This is a genomic window from Aquirufa rosea, assembly GCF_004118285.1.
Taxonomy (GTDB): Bacteria; Bacteroidota; Bacteroidia; order Cytophagales; family Spirosomataceae; genus Aquirufa; species Aquirufa rosea.
This window is the reverse complement of the sequence record NZ_SDHY01000006.1, coordinates 132,989-148,955: the sequence shown is the minus strand read 5'-3', so window position 1 is coordinate 148,955 and position 15,967 is coordinate 132,989. Positions and strand designations below refer to the sequence as shown.

10 protein-coding genes are annotated in these 15,967 nt (G+C 39.3%); 9 read left to right on the top strand and 1 reads right to left on the bottom strand.

All coding sequences use genetic code 11. The annotated features are described in order from the left end of the window. The 3 genes from ESB04_RS10315 to ESB04_RS10305 are packed head-to-tail and all read left to right on the top strand — an operon-like array spanning position 1 to position 3,573. The gene (locus tag ESB04_RS10315; protein WP_129027662.1) at positions 1-219 is read left to right on the top strand and encodes a DUF6814 family protein; all 219 of its coding nucleotides are present in this window, start codon (positions 1-3) and stop codon (positions 217-219) included. 17 nt (positions 220-236) lie between these two features. Then, positions 237-2,144, top strand: coding sequence for an acetate--CoA ligase (gene acs, locus ESB04_RS10310; protein WP_129027661.1), 1,908 nt, complete (start codon positions 237-239; stop codon positions 2,142-2,144). A gap of 1 nt (position 2,145) precedes the next feature. Then, the gene (locus ESB04_RS10305; RefSeq protein ID WP_129027660.1) at positions 2,146-3,573 is read left to right on the top strand and encodes an ATP-binding cassette domain-containing protein; all 1,428 of its coding nucleotides are present in this window, start codon (positions 2,146-2,148) and stop codon (positions 3,571-3,573) included. 190 nt (positions 3,574-3,763) lie between these two features. On the opposite strand, the gene ESB04_RS10300 is transcribed toward ESB04_RS10305, so the two are convergent. Then, complete coding sequence (locus tag ESB04_RS10300; protein ID WP_129027659.1) at positions 3,764-4,990, bottom strand: M24 family metallopeptidase; 1,227 nt, start codon at positions 4,988-4,990, stop codon at positions 3,764-3,766. Between the two features lie 362 nt (positions 4,991-5,352). Here ESB04_RS10300 and ESB04_RS10295 point away from each other — a divergent pair, with 362 nt between their 5' ends. The 6 genes from ESB04_RS10295 (at position 5,353) to ESB04_RS10270 (ending at position 15,954) form a co-directional block, all read left to right on the top strand. Then, entirely contained in the window at positions 5,353-8,460 is a 3,108-nt protein-coding gene (locus ESB04_RS10295; RefSeq protein ID WP_394343742.1) for a SusC/RagA family TonB-linked outer membrane protein, read from the top strand. A 41-nt stretch (positions 8,461-8,501) separates the two neighbouring features. Beyond that, positions 8,502-10,013, top strand: a complete 1,512-nt coding sequence (locus tag ESB04_RS10290) for a RagB/SusD family nutrient uptake outer membrane protein (RefSeq protein WP_129027658.1) — start codon at positions 8,502-8,504, stop codon at positions 10,011-10,013. A 62-nt stretch (positions 10,014-10,075) separates the two neighbouring features. After that, positions 10,076-11,281, top strand: coding sequence for an FG-GAP repeat domain-containing protein (locus tag ESB04_RS10285; RefSeq protein WP_164969641.1), 1,206 nt, complete (start codon positions 10,076-10,078; stop codon positions 11,279-11,281). 65 nt (positions 11,282-11,346) lie between these two features. After that, positions 11,347-12,129, top strand: coding sequence for a 3-keto-disaccharide hydrolase (locus ESB04_RS10280; RefSeq protein ID WP_129027656.1), 783 nt, complete (start codon positions 11,347-11,349; stop codon positions 12,127-12,129). A 14-nt stretch (positions 12,130-12,143) separates the two neighbouring features. Beyond that, positions 12,144-14,882, top strand: coding sequence for a c-type cytochrome (locus tag ESB04_RS10275; RefSeq protein ID WP_129027655.1), 2,739 nt, complete (start codon positions 12,144-12,146; stop codon positions 14,880-14,882). A gap of 10 nt (positions 14,883-14,892) precedes the next feature. Further along, on the top strand, positions 14,893-15,954 hold the full coding sequence (locus tag ESB04_RS10270) for an aldose 1-epimerase family protein (RefSeq protein ID WP_129027654.1): 1,062 nt from the start codon (positions 14,893-14,895) through the stop codon (positions 15,952-15,954). The last annotated feature ends 13 nt before the right edge of the window (positions 15,955-15,967 follow it).

Sequence of the window (15,967 nt, the reverse complement as noted above, 5' to 3'; positions counted from 1 at the left end):
ATGAATTACATTCGACGTTTTGCTGGGGCTATTTGGATACTTTTAGGAGTAGCTGCAGCCTATTTTTTGATTGTGGAACAAGCTATTCCTTTGTTTACTAAAGGCGATATGGAAAGCTTGGTACCTGCCATTATTTATACCTTTATATTGGCTCCCATTATTACGGGAGGGATGTGTGTGTTTGGAATATATGCCTTACAAAATGAATATGAATTATAGATTAAAACAATATCCGCATGAAACTACAAGTAGATGATTTTGAAGAATACCAACAAGCCTACCAATACAGCGTGGAAAACCCAGAAGGGTTTTGGGGTGATATAGCTGAGAATTTTGTTTGGAAGAAAAAATGGGATAAGGTTCTGGATTGGAATTTTAAGGACCCCAAAATAGCCTGGTATCAAGGCGCCACGTTAAATATTACAGAAAACTGTTTGGATCGTCATTTGGTAGACAAAGCCGACCAGGCAGCCATTGTTTGGGAATCCAATGATCCAGAGGAAGCTAACAGAACATATACTTATCGAGAATTGCATCGAGAGGTTTGCACATTTGCCAATGTATTAAAACAAAATGGTGCGAAAAAAGGCGACAGGATTTGTTTATACATGCCCATGGTGCCTGAATTGGCCATTGCGGTCTTAGCCTGTGCGCGTATTGGAGCTATTCACTCCGTAGTTTTTGGTGGTTTTTCTGCTCAATCCATTGCTGACCGAATTCAAGATGCTCAGTGTTCCTTGGTGGTTACTGCTGACGGTACCCATCGTGGAAATAAGGAGATATTTTTAAAGCACATCATGGATGAGGCTATATTGACCTGTCCTTGTGTTAAAAAGGTTATTGTATTGGAGCGCTCCAAATCAGCTGTCAGTATGATTAAGGGAAGAGATGTGTTTTGGGCATCAGAAATGGATCGTATGAGAAGTTTAGGCTTGACGGATTGTCCGGCTGAGGAGATGGAGGCAGAAGACCCATTATTTATTTTATATACCTCGGGTTCAACGGGTAAACCCAAGGGAGTGGTTCATACATGTGGAGGCTATATGGTATTTACGGCCTACACCTTTCAAAATATTTTCCAATATCGTCCAGGAGAAATGTATTTCTGTACGGCAGATATCGGTTGGATTACAGGGCATTCTTACATTGTATACGGCCCATTGATCCAAGGTGCCACTAGCTTGATTTTTGAGGGAATACCTACTTTTCCCGATGCAGGTCGTTTTTGGGATATTGTAGATAAGCATCAAGTGAATATTTTGTATACGGCACCTACGGCCATTCGTTCCTTAATGCAATTTGGGTTGGATTATGTGAAAGACAAGAATTTGAGCAGTTTACGAGTGCTCGGTTCGGTAGGGGAGCCTATTAATGAGGAGGCTTGGAATTGGTATAATGAGCATATTGGTAAGGGAAAATGCCCTATTGTGGATACTTGGTGGCAAACAGAAACAGGAGGTATTTTGATTTCGCCTTTGGCACATATAACTCCTACTAAACCATGTTATGCGACGCTTCCATTACCAGGAGTTCAACCGATTTTGGTGGATGAAAAAGGTGATGAAATCAGGGGTAATGGAGTATCAGGTAATTTGTGCATCAAGTTTCCATGGCCTGGCATTTTAAGAACTACCTATGGTGACCATGAGCGATGCCGAACCAACTATTTTGCGACCTATGAAAATCTTTATTTCACTGGTGATGGATGTATGCGGGATGCGGATGGGTATTATCGAATTACGGGTCGTGTAGATGATGTGATGAATATATCTGGTCATCGAATTGGTACTGCTGAGGTAGAAAATGCCATTAATATGTTCACGGATGTGATTGAGTCGGCGGTTGTTGGTTATCCACATGATATTAAGGGGCAGGGAATTTATGCTTATGTTATCATGGCATCGACTCCCAAAGATCCTGCTTTGACGCGTAAAGATATAGCTGCTACGGTGAGTCAAATCATTGGGGCTATTGCCAGACCTGATAAAATACAATTTGTGACAGGTCTACCTAAAACTCGTTCGGGAAAAATCATGCGTCGAATTTTGCGCAAAATTGCCGAGGGAGATATCAATAATCTAGGAGATACGTCCACACTATTGGATCCATCGGTGGTAGACAAGATCAAAGAGGAAAGATTATAATATGCCAGAAATAATAGCCGACGTGCAGCATTTGAGTGCTTCTTATGGAAGTGCTCAGGTGTTGGACGATATTTCTTTTCAGATATTGGAAGGGCAAAATTGGGCTATTATTGGCCCTATGGGTTCCGGCAAAACGACTTTGGCAAAGGCTTTAACGGGCAGATTATTTCGAAAAGGTACAGCCGTATTTTTCAAAGCAAGTAAATCTACTCATCATGTTTATTGGATAGAGCAGCAGCATCGATTTAAGAATCGAAGCAATGTGAATGATTTTTATTTGCAGCAGCGTTTTAATTCTCAGGATTCAGCTGATGCCTATACTATTTTGGAAGAGCTGGCAGACGAAAACCCTGAGGAAATGGCCAAGTGGTTAGAGGTTTTTCATTTAGATTCATTAGTGCAAAAACCATTAATACAATTGTCCAATGGTGAAAATAAGCGATTACAATTAGTTAAGGCTCTTTTGCGACATCCTGATTGGTTGATTTTGGATAATCCGTTTTTGGGCTTGGATGTGTCAGGAAGGGAAATTTTGAATCGATGTTTGAATCATTTAGCATCTTTGGGTATTCATTTCATTTTAATTAGTTCCGCAATGGAATTACCCGATTCCATCAGTCATGTGATGGTTTTAGAAGGGGGCAAATCAGTTTGGAAGGGTTATATATCGGAATATCGAAATCGTCAATCCAATAAGTTCAGCCGGAGCCAAGAGGATTGGAAAGAAAAGTTGAAAGGTTTAATCGCTAGCAAAGAATCATTTCCCGCATTTGAATGGGCTATACAGATGAAAAATGTGCAGGTGAAGTATGGTGATAAAGTAATTTTGTCTGATTTCAATTGGGAGGTGAAACATCAAGATAAATATTTGATTTATGGCCCCAATGGCGCTGGGAAATCTACTATGTTAAGTTTAATCTCTGCAGATAACCCTCAGGCTTATGCTCAAAATCTGGTATTGTTTGATAGGCGACGGGGAACTGGAGAAAGTATTTGGGATATTAAAAAGAGAATAGGCTATGTGAGTCCGGAATTACATGTCTATTTTAGGGCATCTGGATCAGTTAGAGAAGTAGTTTCTTCTGGGCTGTTTGATATCATGGGGCTAGGTAAGAGAATGAGTGTAGATCAAAGTGGTAGGGTAGATAGCTGGTTGGAAATCATGGGATTGTCCCATTTATCGGAAAGGAATTTTCAACAAATATCGACAGGGGAGCAGCGCTTAGTTTTATTGACAAGGGCATTAGTGAAAAATCCTCCTTTATTAATTCTGGATGAACCTTGTCAGGGTTTGGACGAGGAGCAGGTAAGGCACGTAAAAAATGTGTTGGATTATATGGCTTCTCATGACGCATTTACATTGCTGTATGTATCTCATTATGAGCATGATGTGCCTACTTGTGTTACCCTCAGAAAAAGTATGATTTAGCTTTTTATCAGTTTATTGATTCCAATTATCAAGAAGTTGAATGTGGATTTGCTGGCTTGGGTTTAACTTAAGTTTAAGTTTAGTTTTGATTTAGGTTTTTAGGTTTAGATTTGACAACTTTTTAAAAGTTGTCAAATCTAAACCCTGAGCCAAATTAATGTGTTTTTTTAGTAATTAGAAGATTGTTTAATTATTGAAATGGCTGATCAATGGATGGGCTAGGTTGAGAAAACCAGCGAGGACCATTAGCTGTCATGTAGACGCAATCTTCTAGTCGTATACCGAATTCTCCCGGTATGGCGATGGTCGGTTCAATGCTAAAGCACATGCCCTCTTGAAGGGGTTCCTTGTTACCCTTCACCATATTTCCCCATTCATGTCCATTCATCCCTATGCCATGACCAGTTCGGTGGGGAAGTCCAGGAAGTCGATATCCTGGCCCAAAGCCGGCATCTTCCAAAACCTTTCTGGAGGCAAAATCCACTGACTCACAGGTCCGACCCAATTGAGCCGCTTGAAATCCTGCTGCTTGAGATTTTTTTTCTAAATCCCAGATTTTTTTCTGTTTGTCGCTTGCTTTACCAAACACAATGGTACGAGTGATGTCTGAACTATATCCAGCCACTACACAGCCTACATCTAAAAGAACGATGTCGCCTGATTTCAACACTTGATTTTTGGAACTTCCATGCGGGAATGAACTTGCTACACCCATGTTAACCAAGGCAAAATCATGCATGGCGCCTTGGCTACGGTGCACTTGGGCAATTTTGGCAGATACTTCGGCAGGTGTCATACCTTCTGCCAAAACGGATATTCCGGCTTTGATGGCTTCCACCGTGATATCGGTGGCTCTTTGCATCAAAGCTATTTCAGCTGGCGATTTAATCATTCGGCATGGAATGCTAATGGGGTCACCACTGACTAAATTAAAGGATGGTCCTGCTTTTCTAAGTCCATCGAAAATAAAGAAACGAGTTCTCTCCTCAATCCCTAATTTTCCAGAACGTATTCCTAGGTCTCTTAAAAGTTGAATTGTAAGGGCGAATGGGTTTTCGTGTTCTTCCCATATTCGAATATTTTTACTTAATAAATTATTCTCTCGGAACCTATCTTCTTCAAAAGCAGGACAAATGAAGCTAAGTTCTCCTGAATCAGGAATGATGGCCAACAATGATCTTTCACTAGGATACCATTTAACACCCGTAAAATATTCCATACCCGTACCCGCATCTAAAATTAGGGCTCGAATATGATTTTTTTTCAATAAGCTTTGTGCTTTGGCGATGCGTTGCATTCTTTCTTCTGTACTTATGGGCGAAATGGCAGGTGCCACTACGGAAGCATTGTTGGATAGGAAAGATGGTGCTAATAAGGCTAGGGAAGTGGATTGAAGGAATTGGCGTCGATGAATCATTTTAGGAAAATAGATCAATAAATATAAGATTTAAATTTCTCTCTTTTTTTCTAGAATTCGGAATTTGAGAACAAATTTCCCAGTAGGCATCAGGACAGTCCCGCTTTAAAATAGCCAAGCAGGAAATTTTCAAAATTATGTGCTTAAAGTACTATTTAAAGCGATTTTAAATACCATTAAATACATGAAATAGGACTTTTTTGATGAAATCTAGAAATTTTTTATTTTTTTCATAAGGATAGATAAGGACGGTTAGGGTAGTGCTATATTCTAAATTTCGACAGTTATTAATTACGTTGCTTTAAAACTCAGCTTCTGAATTAATCCAAATCACACATTTTTTAACCTTTAATTTTTTCTCTATGAAAAACAAATTTTACGACCTACGAATGGGGAATCGGGCTGGAGGCATGCTTCTAGCACTGATTTTCTTTTTGTCCTCGGTAGCAATGGCCCAGGCCCAGAATCTACGAGGTAAAGTAAGTGGTTCCGACGGGGAGCCTTTGATTGGTGCTGCAGTTACGATTGTAGGAACCACTCGTGGTGCATCCACTGATGGATCGGGTAATTTCGCCATCGATGTGAAAAATAATGAAACATTGCGTTTTAGTTCGGTAGGTTTTATTTCTAAGGATGTAGTTTACACAGGTCAAAAGACTTTGAATGTAACTTTAGCTGCAGATAACAAAACTTTGAACGAGATCGTAGTAGTGGGTTACGGTAGCCAGGTGAAGAAAGAAATCACGGGTGCTGTACAAACTATTGGTTATAAGGAATTGAAAGATTTACCTGTAACTCAAATCGGTCAAAAATTACAAGGTCAATTAGCCGGTGTCCAAATTAACCAAACTACGGGTCAGCCTGGTAAAGGTATGAACGTACGTATTCGTGGTCAATTGTCAGTTTCGGCTGGTTCTGATCCATTGTACGTAGTAGATGGTTTCCCTATCACGGGTACCATTGGTGCTATGAATCCAGATGAAATTGAAGATATCTCTGTATTGAAAGATGCGGCTTCTACTTCATTATATGGATCTCGTGCTGCCAATGGTGTGGTTTTGATTACTACTAAGAAAGGAAAAGGAAGCGGTACTAATGTAAGCTTTAATGTGTACACAGGTATTCAACAAGTTCCGATGAAAGGTCGTGTTGATATGATGGATGCAGTTGAATTTGCTCAATTTAAAAAAGAGTCTTACGAAGATGCGAAACAACCAGTGCCTGTAGAATTCCAAAATCCTTCTCAGTATGAGGGAAAGAACAATGATTGGTATGATGCGTTAATTCAAAAGAATGCTCCTATTACCAGTTATAACTTGTCCATTACCTCCAACAAAGAAAAATCTAGAACTTCTTTGGTGGCGGGTATCTTGGATCAAAAGGGTGTAGTTTTAAATACCGATTATAAGCGTTATTCATTGCGTTTAAACTCTGCTTATGATATTTCTGATAAAGTTACTATCGGTTTCAATGTGGCTCCACAGTTGACATACGATAATACACCTAGAACAGACGGAGACCGTGGAACTGGTATTTTGTTCAACGCATTGCATACTTGGCCAATCATGCCAATTTATGAAGCTGATGGAAAGACATTAACTAAATTCAATCGTTTCCCTGCCAGTACAGGTAACATCTTTGCGTATCCTAACTGGGTTAGATCTGCGCAAGAGTTAATTAATGAAACTACGACAACTAACTTATTGACTAACGCATATATTGAGTTTGAACCAATCAAAGGTTTGAAATTCAAATCTAGTATGAACGGTGAGATTTTAAGAACGAAATTCTTCTTTTTCAATCCATCGACAGCAACATCAGCGATTAACGTAGCTATTCCTACAACAGCAGTTTCTATTCGTCAAAATATTGAAAACTTGTCCTGGTTGAATGAAAATACAGTTACTTATACCAAGACTTTATTAGAAGATCATAAGTTTGAAATTTTAGGAGGTTATACAAGTCAGTATTTCCGTCAAGAATCTAGCCAAATTCAAGCAGATACTTATGCGGATGATCGTCTTCCAACAATTCAAGGTGGTATCAATATCAACCGTGGTGCTACTGTTTCAGGAGTACAAGAGTGGGGATTGATTTCTTATTTAGCGCGCTTAAACTACAACTATAAAGGTAAGTATCTATTAAATGCAGCAATTCGAAGTGATGGTTCCTCTCGTTTCGGAGCTAACAACCGTTGGGGTATATTTCCATCAATTGGTGCGGGTTGGGTTGTGTCTGATGAAGCATTCATGCAAGACATTCCAGCAGTTTCATTCATGAAAATCCGTGCTAGTTTAGGAGAAATTGGTAATAATAATATCGGTAACTACACACACTATGCCTTGATCAACAACACAGTTAACGGTGTATTCGGAAACACAGTCGCTCCTGGTGCTTCGGTAAGTTCATTAGCTAACCCTAATTTAGGATGGGAAAAAACTCGTCAATTTGATTTAGGATTAGATTTGAACCTTTGGAATGATCGTGTAAACTTTACTTACGATTATTATTTGAAAAATACCACAAACTTATTGTATTCTGTACAAATTGCTCAGGCATCTGGTTTTGGTAACTTTAATGATAATATTGGTGAGATTAAGTTCTGGGGACATGAATTTGCTGTAAATACAAAAAATACAACAGGTGCTGTGAAATGGACTACCAATGCGAATATTTCCTTCAACCGTAACGTAGTAGTGGCTTTAGCTCCAGGTATTGATCGTGTGTATGGAACATTCCATATCACCAAAGTAGGTCAGCCATTTGGACAGTTTTATGGTGTAATTGCGGATGGTGTTTACAAAAATGCTGCTGATTTAGCTAATAATCCGCAAGTACCTGGTCGTTCAACCGTTGGAAGTATTAAGATTAAGGACTTGAATGGAAATGGTATTATTGACTATGGTGGAAACAATGATGACAGAACGATAATGGGTAATCCATTCCCTGATTTCGTTTATGGTATTACCAATAATGTAACTTATAAAAACTGGGATTTCAACATCATTGGATCTGGTTCTTATGGAAACCAATTGTTAGTACGTCACATTTATTCGACAGCTAACTTAGACGGTGTATTTAACATGGTGGATGGAGCTAAATATCGTTTCCGTTCAGAGGCAAACCCAGGTTTAGGTATGTACGGAACAACCGTAGGTGGTGGTAACGTAACTGGTATTGAGCGTGACTGGATGAATAGTCGTTTCGTAGCTGATGCTTCTTATTTCACTATCCGTAACATCACCTTGGGTTATACATTCACCAAACCTTCTAAAGTGTATAAGTCGCTTCGTGTTTATGCTTCATGTCAACAAGCCTATGTTTTCACCAATTATTGGGGAGGACCAAATCCTGAAACATCTGCTCAAGGAAACGGTCAGGGTGATGGAGGTAACTTGAGCCCAGGTGTGGATTTATCTAACTATCCTGTTCCGCGTACTTTTACAATTGGTGCGAACTTTAACTTTTAATTAGGACGACGATATTCATATCATATATTTAGATAGACAAAATGAAAAATAAAATCATATTAAGCTGTATGCTAGCCCTGGGTTTGACGGGCTGCTCAGAGAGTTTCTTGGAAATCGCTCCTGAAACCAATTTAAGTTCGGTGACCTTCTTTAAAACCCAAGCGGATTTTGAGCAAGCTGTCAATGCATGTTATGTTCCATTGAGAACCATTTATAATGATCGTTCATGGTTATTGTCTGAAATGCATTCTGATAATACGTACTATTACAGAAATACAGCATTTGGAGCAACCGAGCAACAAGAGGACTTGGCAGATTTCTCCATTCCAGTATCGAATGGTTTGACAACAAATACTCACGTATTGAATCAGTATCGTCAAGATTATTTGATTATTGCACGTGCCAACCAGGTACTTGCTTTAATTGATAAAGCGGATTTTGATGCTGCAGCTAAAGCTAATTTAAAAGGGCAGGCACAATTTTTAAGAGCATTTGCTTATTTTGAGATATACAGATATTTCAATAAGGGACCTTTGCATTTGACTCCTATTACTACTAGAGAAGAGGCTGCTGCCAAGTTGGGTACTGCGGCAGATTTAGAGAAAATCATCATCGATGATTTAACTGGAGCTATTGCTTCGTTGAAGCCAAAGTCGACTCAGGAGCCAGGTAGAGCAACTTCTGGTGCTGCGAAAACCTTGTTAGCGAATTTGCATATTATCAAAAAAGAGTGGGCTGCTGCCGAGAAACTTTGTAAAGAGGTAATTGCAGAAGGGAACTATTCATTGATTCCAGATTATAACAATGTTTTCTCAACTTCAACAGGAAATAAGAATAATGCTGAAAGCGTGTTTGAAGTTCAGTTTCAAGAAGGTTCAAATGGATACAATGGTACATTTATGTACAACTTCTTGCCTCGTCCAATGACGGCAGATGAGTTGAAAACTTTATCTGGTACCTCTAATCCACAACCGCAAACTGGTGAGGGTAATAACGCTCCTACACCTAATATTATCGCGGCATATGAGCCAGGAGATTTGCGCAAGGATGCTTCAATCGGATATATTACTTGCTCAACTACTTTGTGGGAAGGTAAAACATATCCTATCATTAAGAAGTACATGAAGCCTCATTCATTGAATGGAAACCATGGTATGAATTGGCCTGTATATCGTTATGCTGAAGTAATATTATTCTTAGCGGAGGCTTTGAATGAGCAAGGAAAAACGGCTGAAGCAGCTACTTATATGAATATGATCCGTAAGCGTGCTGGTTTACCAAATACAGAAGCTACTACTCAAGCTGATTTCCGTACTGCTTTGATGAAAGAGCGTCGTGTAGAATTAGCCTTTGAAAACAAGCGTTGGCATGACTTAGTTCGTACAGATACCTATAAGCAAGTGATTACTGCTTATGGTGCTGAAATAAAGGCAAATCCATTTGCTTATTATTATCAAAAAGGATATACGCTTCGTAGTAACTCTTTTACGGTTATTGAGAAGTACTATCCAATGCCTGCCGATGAAGCAGCTTTAAATCCAAATATTAAGTAATTAATATGTTTATAAATAGCTGTCCTAGATTAGCAGGGCAGCTATTTTTTTCTCCTCTACTCATGAAAAACCTGTCCATTCTTCCTAAAGCCTTGGTTATTTCTTGTCTGTTTTTTGGGCAAGCTAATGCATCAGTGCATGTTCCAGAATTTACGAAAGTAGTACTCAGTTCTACCTTTCTTTCTGAAGGAGTATGTGTAGGGGACGTGAATCATGATGGAAAGAAAGATGTCTTGGCTGGCGCTTATTGGTTTGAAGCACCTAAATGGACCAAGCATGTCATCAGTGATGATGATATTCGATACGATAAATCGTTGAAAGCATTCCCCAAAGATCACGTATTTAAAGTGGATGAGGGTTATAGTAATTCATTTTTAAACTTTGCCCAAGATGTTAATCATGACGGATGGGTAGATTTAATTAAAGTAGGATTGCCAGGTGAGGCAGTTTATTGGTTTGAGAATCCCAAAAACAAGCCTTTACTTTGGAAAAGACATTTTTTATATGCCTCTATTGGAAATGAATCACCATTATTTGAAGATGTTAATGGTGATGGACTAAAAGATATTATTGGCAATGATTCCAAATCTAAACAAATGATTTGGTTAGAAGCTCCCAAAGCTAAACAAGATAGCACTTGGAAAGTCCATTTGATTTCATCGAATCCTAGCTTGGGAACACATAAATACACTCATGGCTTAGGGCATGGAGATATGAATGGAGATGGTAGAAAAGATATCATTTTCAAAGAAGGATGGTGGGAGTGTCCTGCCGATGTGATGGCCAATGAATGGACATTTCATCCTTTGCCTTTAAAATTTGATAGCGCACACATCATGGTCTTGGATTTGGATGGCGATGGACTAGTTGACCTGCTCAATTCCTCTGCTCATGATTATGGTATCTGGTGGCATAAGCGTAGTACACTTGGAGTAGAAACTCAAGTCATTCAAAAAGATCTTTCTCAAACACATGCCATGGCCATGGCCGATTTCAATGGTGACAAGCATCCAGATTTTGTGGTAGGAAAAAGGTTTATGGCACACAATGGAAAGGATCCTGGAGAATTTGAAAAAGCGCTCCTTCGTTGGTATGAATTTAAGCCAGGTAAAAATCCAACCTGGATTAGCCATGACATTGACGAGGACTCAGGTGCTGGTATTCACATAGTTATCGAAGATATGAATCGTGATGGGCTAAAAGATATTGTTATTTCTAATAAGAAAGGAGTTTTTGTCTTTTTTCATTACAAGAAGAAAAAGGCCTAAAACCATATAAAACATTATATAATTGATAATTTTTTCACTAATTTTTACATAAATCTATATTACCTATGAAAAAACAATTACTGTATCTGGGCCTTGTTGGGCTGATGCTACCATTTTTTGCGTTTCGCAATTCCTCGGAGGGGCCTCAGAGCAAGCCTAATGAAAAAGGGTTCAAACAAATTTTTGACGGTAAGTCGCTGAAAGGATGGGAGGGAGATCCTGCTTACTGGCGTGTGGAAAATGGAAGTATCGTGGGTGAAATTACCCCAGAAACTTCTTTGAAGAGAAATCACTTTTTAATCTGGAGAGGTGGTCAACCGGCTGATTTTGAATTTAAAGCTGATGTTAAAATTACTAAAACGGGTAATACTGGTGTTAATTATCGTTCGGAGGAGTTACTTCCCGATTTGCCATTTGCATTGAAAGGATATCAAGCTGATATTGATGGCAATAATCGTTACACGGGACAAAACTATGAGGAGCGTGCGCGTACAACCTTGGCCTACCGTGGAGAAATTTCTGTAATTAATGAGCAAACTGATCCTGAATTGAAAAATAATTTGAAGACATATTCTCAGAGAAATAACTGGACTGCTCGTCAGGTAAAAGGTTCTTTAGGTCATACGGATTCATTAAAAACCAAAATTCATTCAGAAGATTGGAATGAAATTCACATTGTAGCTAAAGGAAACCACTTATTACATTACGTGAATGGTATTTTGATGAGTGATGTTACTGACTTAGACAAGGTGAATGGTAAATCATCTGGCTGGTTAGGCATGCAAGTACACGTAGGTCCACCAATGAAGGTGGAATATAAAAACGTTCGATTAAAAATTCTTAAATAAACAATGCTAATTATATGAAAATGAGACCTCTAGTTAAATTTGGATTGGTGTTTGCCGCCATGATTGCCCTAGGCAGTTTTGGCTACAATTCACTCCACAAAGTGCAACCTGCCCTCACTGAGGGGGGAAATCCAAAAACGGATAAAATTCGTTTGCAGCCTGGATTTAAAGTTGAACATTTATTTAGTCCATCCGATGCCAAAATGGGATCTTGGGTAGCTATGTGTTTTGATGACAAAGGTAGAATGATTGCCTCTGATCAATACGGTGGACTATTCAGATTGACTATCCCAGCCATTGGTTCCAAAGACAATACTCCGAAAATTGAGAAATTGAAATTTGGAAAAGGAGCAGATACTTTAGGCATTGGAAATGCGCACGGTTTGCTTTATGCCTTCAATAGTTTATATGTGATGGTGAATGCTCGTGTAGCTCCAGCAAACCCTCCTGCTGCAAATCCTAATCGTAATCCTAATTTTGCGCCTTCATATGCACCCCGTGGTAGTGGTTTATATCGCATTCAGGACTTAGATGGTGATGATCATTTCGACAAAATCACTTTGATGAAAGAATTCAAAGGAGAGGGAGAGCATGGTCCACACTCGATTATTTTATCTCCAGATAAGAAATCCATTTATTTAATCAATGGTAACCATACGGACGTTCCTCCAATGGATGCTTATCGTTTGCCAAAGAACTGGCATGAGGATAACTTATTCCCATTGATTAAAGACCCAAGAGGACATGCGAACGATCGTTATGCTCCAGGTGGATATGTTGTTAATATCGATCCAGATGGAAAGAAATGGGAATTAGTAAGTGCTGGTTACAGAAATGCTTTTGATATTGCTTTCAATGAAGTAGGTGATTTATTTGCTTATGATGCAGATATGGAGTGGGATTTTGGTTTACCTTGGTACCGTCCAACCCGTATCAACCACGTGACTTCTGGTTCTGAGCATGGATGGAGAACAGGTAATAGTAAATGGTCACCTTCTTTACCAGACAACTTACCTCCAGTATTGAATATTGGTCAAGGTTCCCCAACCAGTTTATTGTCTTTACGTGATGCTAAGTTCCCTGCTAAATACAAGAAATCATTATTGGCTTTTGACTGGACTTTCGGTATTGCTCACTTGATTAAATTGAAACCACAAGGTTCATCTTATACAGCTGAGCGTGAAGAGTTCTTGTCTGGTATTCCACTTCCTTTAACGGATGGTCAAATTGGTCCAGATGGTGCATTGTATTTCTTAATCGGTGGTCGTCGTTTAGAGTCTGATTTGTACCGTGTATATTATGCTGGTCCGGAAGAAGCTAACACCAAACCAGTAGTTTCTCAAATCAATCCATTGAATGAATTACGTCGTAAATTGGAGGTATTCCACAATGGTCCAAACCCAGCGGCAGTTGCTACTGTTTGGCCACATTTGAATAGCCCAGATCGTTTCATTCGTTATGCGGCTCGTATTGCTTTGGAGCACAATCCTGCGGATTCTTGGAAGGATAAGGCTTTAAATGAGAAAGATCCAGTGGCAGCTATCAATGCTTTGATTGGATTAATCCGTATGGATAAGCCAGAGAATAAAAATGCGATCAATGCAGCTTTATTGAAGATTGATAACAAAGGATTCAATGAGGCATTGCAGATTGATTACATTCGTGCATTTGAGTTAAATATCTTACGTAATGGAATGCCAGATGCTGCTCAATCCGCTGCAATTGTGGCTAAGTTTGATGCGATGTATCCAGCTAAACAAATGAACTTAACTCGTTCTTTGAGCCGTATCTTGGTTACTTTGGAAGCACCGAACATCATTCCACGTACCTTAAAATTGTTAGAAACTAAGGATACTGCTTCTGTGGCAGCTTACCGCGCAGAAACAGCTACTTCTTCAGCGGATTTAATTATGCGTAACCCTCAATATGGTACAGATATCGCTCGTATGTTGGAGAAAATTCCACCAGCCCAGCAAACGTATTTAGCTACCATGTTAAGTGCTGCTAAGAATAACTGGACTCCAGAATTATATGATCGTTATTTCACTTGGTTCCGTAAAGGATTTGAGTACCAAGGTGGACGTAGTTATATCGGTTTCATTGATCGTGCTCGTAAGTTGGCCTTGAAAAATGTGCCAGAAAATCAGCGTGCTAAGTACGATAAAATGTCTGGAGCTGATTTATTGACATCTAGTGGTAATGATTTAGTAAAAGTAAATGCACCTAAAGGTCCAGGTAGAAACTGGAAAGTGGATGAGGCATTAGCTTTATTAGATGCACCATTAACTAACCGTGATTTCCAAAATGGTAAATCGATGTTCGCGGCTACTACTTGTAGAAACTGTCATGCCGTAGGTGCTGATGGAGGCGGAAACATTGGTCCAGATTTAACTAACTTAGGAACTCGTTTCTCTAAGAAAGATATCTTGGAAGCTATCATTGAGCCCAACAAGACGGTTTCAGATCAATATGCCGCCTCTCAATTGATGTTAAGAAACGGAACTTCTGTAGTAGGACGTATCACTAACCAAGATAAGGTAGCATTTTATGTATCTCAAAATCCATATGCTCCAGATCAAATTGAAAAAGTATTGAAGAAAAATGTAACTTCCGTGAAATACTCGGGTGTTTCTCCAATGCTAGCTGGTTTGGTGAATAGCTTGAACCCAGAAGAATTGAAAGATTTGATGGCTTATTTGATGTCAGGCGGTAGCGAGGCGAATGCAATGTTTGCTAAACCTGCGGCTAAATAATTTAAGAAAAATGACGTATCCTTGGAAAGATAAAATATCCAATCACAAGCAACTCGGAGGCATAGAAACCTCCACTCTTGATAATGGTGCAGGTAGAGGCGTTCGAATTGCTTGGATGGATACGGGAGCGGGATTTCGCTACAAAATAGTCCTAGACCGAGGCATGGATATTGCCGAGGCTTTTTACCAAGAAAAAAGTTTAGCATGGATTTCCCATGCTGGCATTACCAGTCCACAGCCCCTGTCTGACCAGGGGCTGCACTGGTTACGCACATTTGGAGGTGGATTGATGACCACCTGTGGTTTAGACCATGTGGGTGGACCAGAACAAGATGAATATGGTAGTCGGGGGATCCATGGAAAAATCAGCAATCAAATGGCTGAGATTACTTCCATCGTACAACCAGATATTCATGCTGGAAAATTAGATATGAGTATTTCGGGCATAGTTCGTCAGCATGTGATTTTTGGTCCTTGCTTGACGTTAAAAAGAACCATATCAGGCAGACTAGGCGAAGCATTTTTAAAAATTGAGGATGAAGTCATCAATGAGGGCAATATGGAAGCTCCTTTGATGATATTATATCATTTCAATTTTGGATGGCCTTTAGTGGATGAGGGAACTCGAATCATTGCTCCAGGAAAATGGAAATATCGTTTTGAAGGAATTCAAGAGCCGCTTATTTTTAAGGAAAGCAACGACTACAAAACTTGTCCAGCACCTTTGGATATTCATTCAGGTGGAGGAGAGGAAGTGGCTTTCATTGATGCCGCAACGGATGCTCAACATCAGGTAGCTTGTGGTTTATACAATGAGAAGCTAGGATTAGGAGTAAAGATGTCCTACGATAAAAGAGAATTACCTCAATTAACGAATTGGCAACATTGGGGAAAAGATGAGTATGTAACGGGAATTGAACCTGGAACGCATCCACCCATTGGACAAAAAGCGGCTAGAGAGGATGGTTCATTAATCTTTTTAGCACCGAGGGCAAGTAAACGTTTTTCCGTAACATTAGAAGTTTTGGATCAACAAAAACAATCAGAGAAATTAACTAAATTTATACTATAAAGATTGCCTATTC

Excerpts from the sequence above, each read along its gene's own strand:
- ESB04_RS10295 (WP_394343742.1), top strand. The coding sequence starts at position 5,353 with ATGAAAAACAAATTTTACGACCTACGAATGGGGAATCGGGCTGGAGGC.
- ESB04_RS10270 (WP_129027654.1), top strand. The coding sequence starts at position 14,893 with ATGACGTATCCTTGGAAAGATAAAATATCCAATCACAAGCAACTCGGA.
- ESB04_RS10285 (WP_164969641.1), top strand. The coding sequence starts at position 10,076 with ATGAAAAACCTGTCCATTCTTCCTAAAGCCTTGGTTATTTCTTGTCTG.
- ESB04_RS10290 (WP_129027658.1), top strand. The coding sequence starts at position 8,502 with ATGAAAAATAAAATCATATTAAGCTGTATGCTAGCCCTGGGTTTGACG.
- ESB04_RS10305 (WP_129027660.1), top strand. The coding sequence starts at position 2,146 with ATGCCAGAAATAATAGCCGACGTGCAGCATTTGAGTGCTTCTTATGGA.
- acs (WP_129027661.1), top strand. The coding sequence starts at position 237 with ATGAAACTACAAGTAGATGATTTTGAAGAATACCAACAAGCCTACCAA.
- ESB04_RS10280 (WP_129027656.1), top strand. The coding sequence starts at position 11,347 with ATGAAAAAACAATTACTGTATCTGGGCCTTGTTGGGCTGATGCTACCA.
- ESB04_RS10275 (WP_129027655.1), top strand. The coding sequence starts at position 12,144 with ATGAAAATGAGACCTCTAGTTAAATTTGGATTGGTGTTTGCCGCCATG.
- ESB04_RS10300 (WP_129027659.1), bottom strand. The coding sequence starts at position 4,990 with ATGATTCATCGACGCCAATTCCTTCAATCCACTTCCCTAGCCTTATTA.
- ESB04_RS10315 (WP_129027662.1), top strand. The coding sequence starts at position 1 with ATGAATTACATTCGACGTTTTGCTGGGGCTATTTGGATACTTTTAGGA.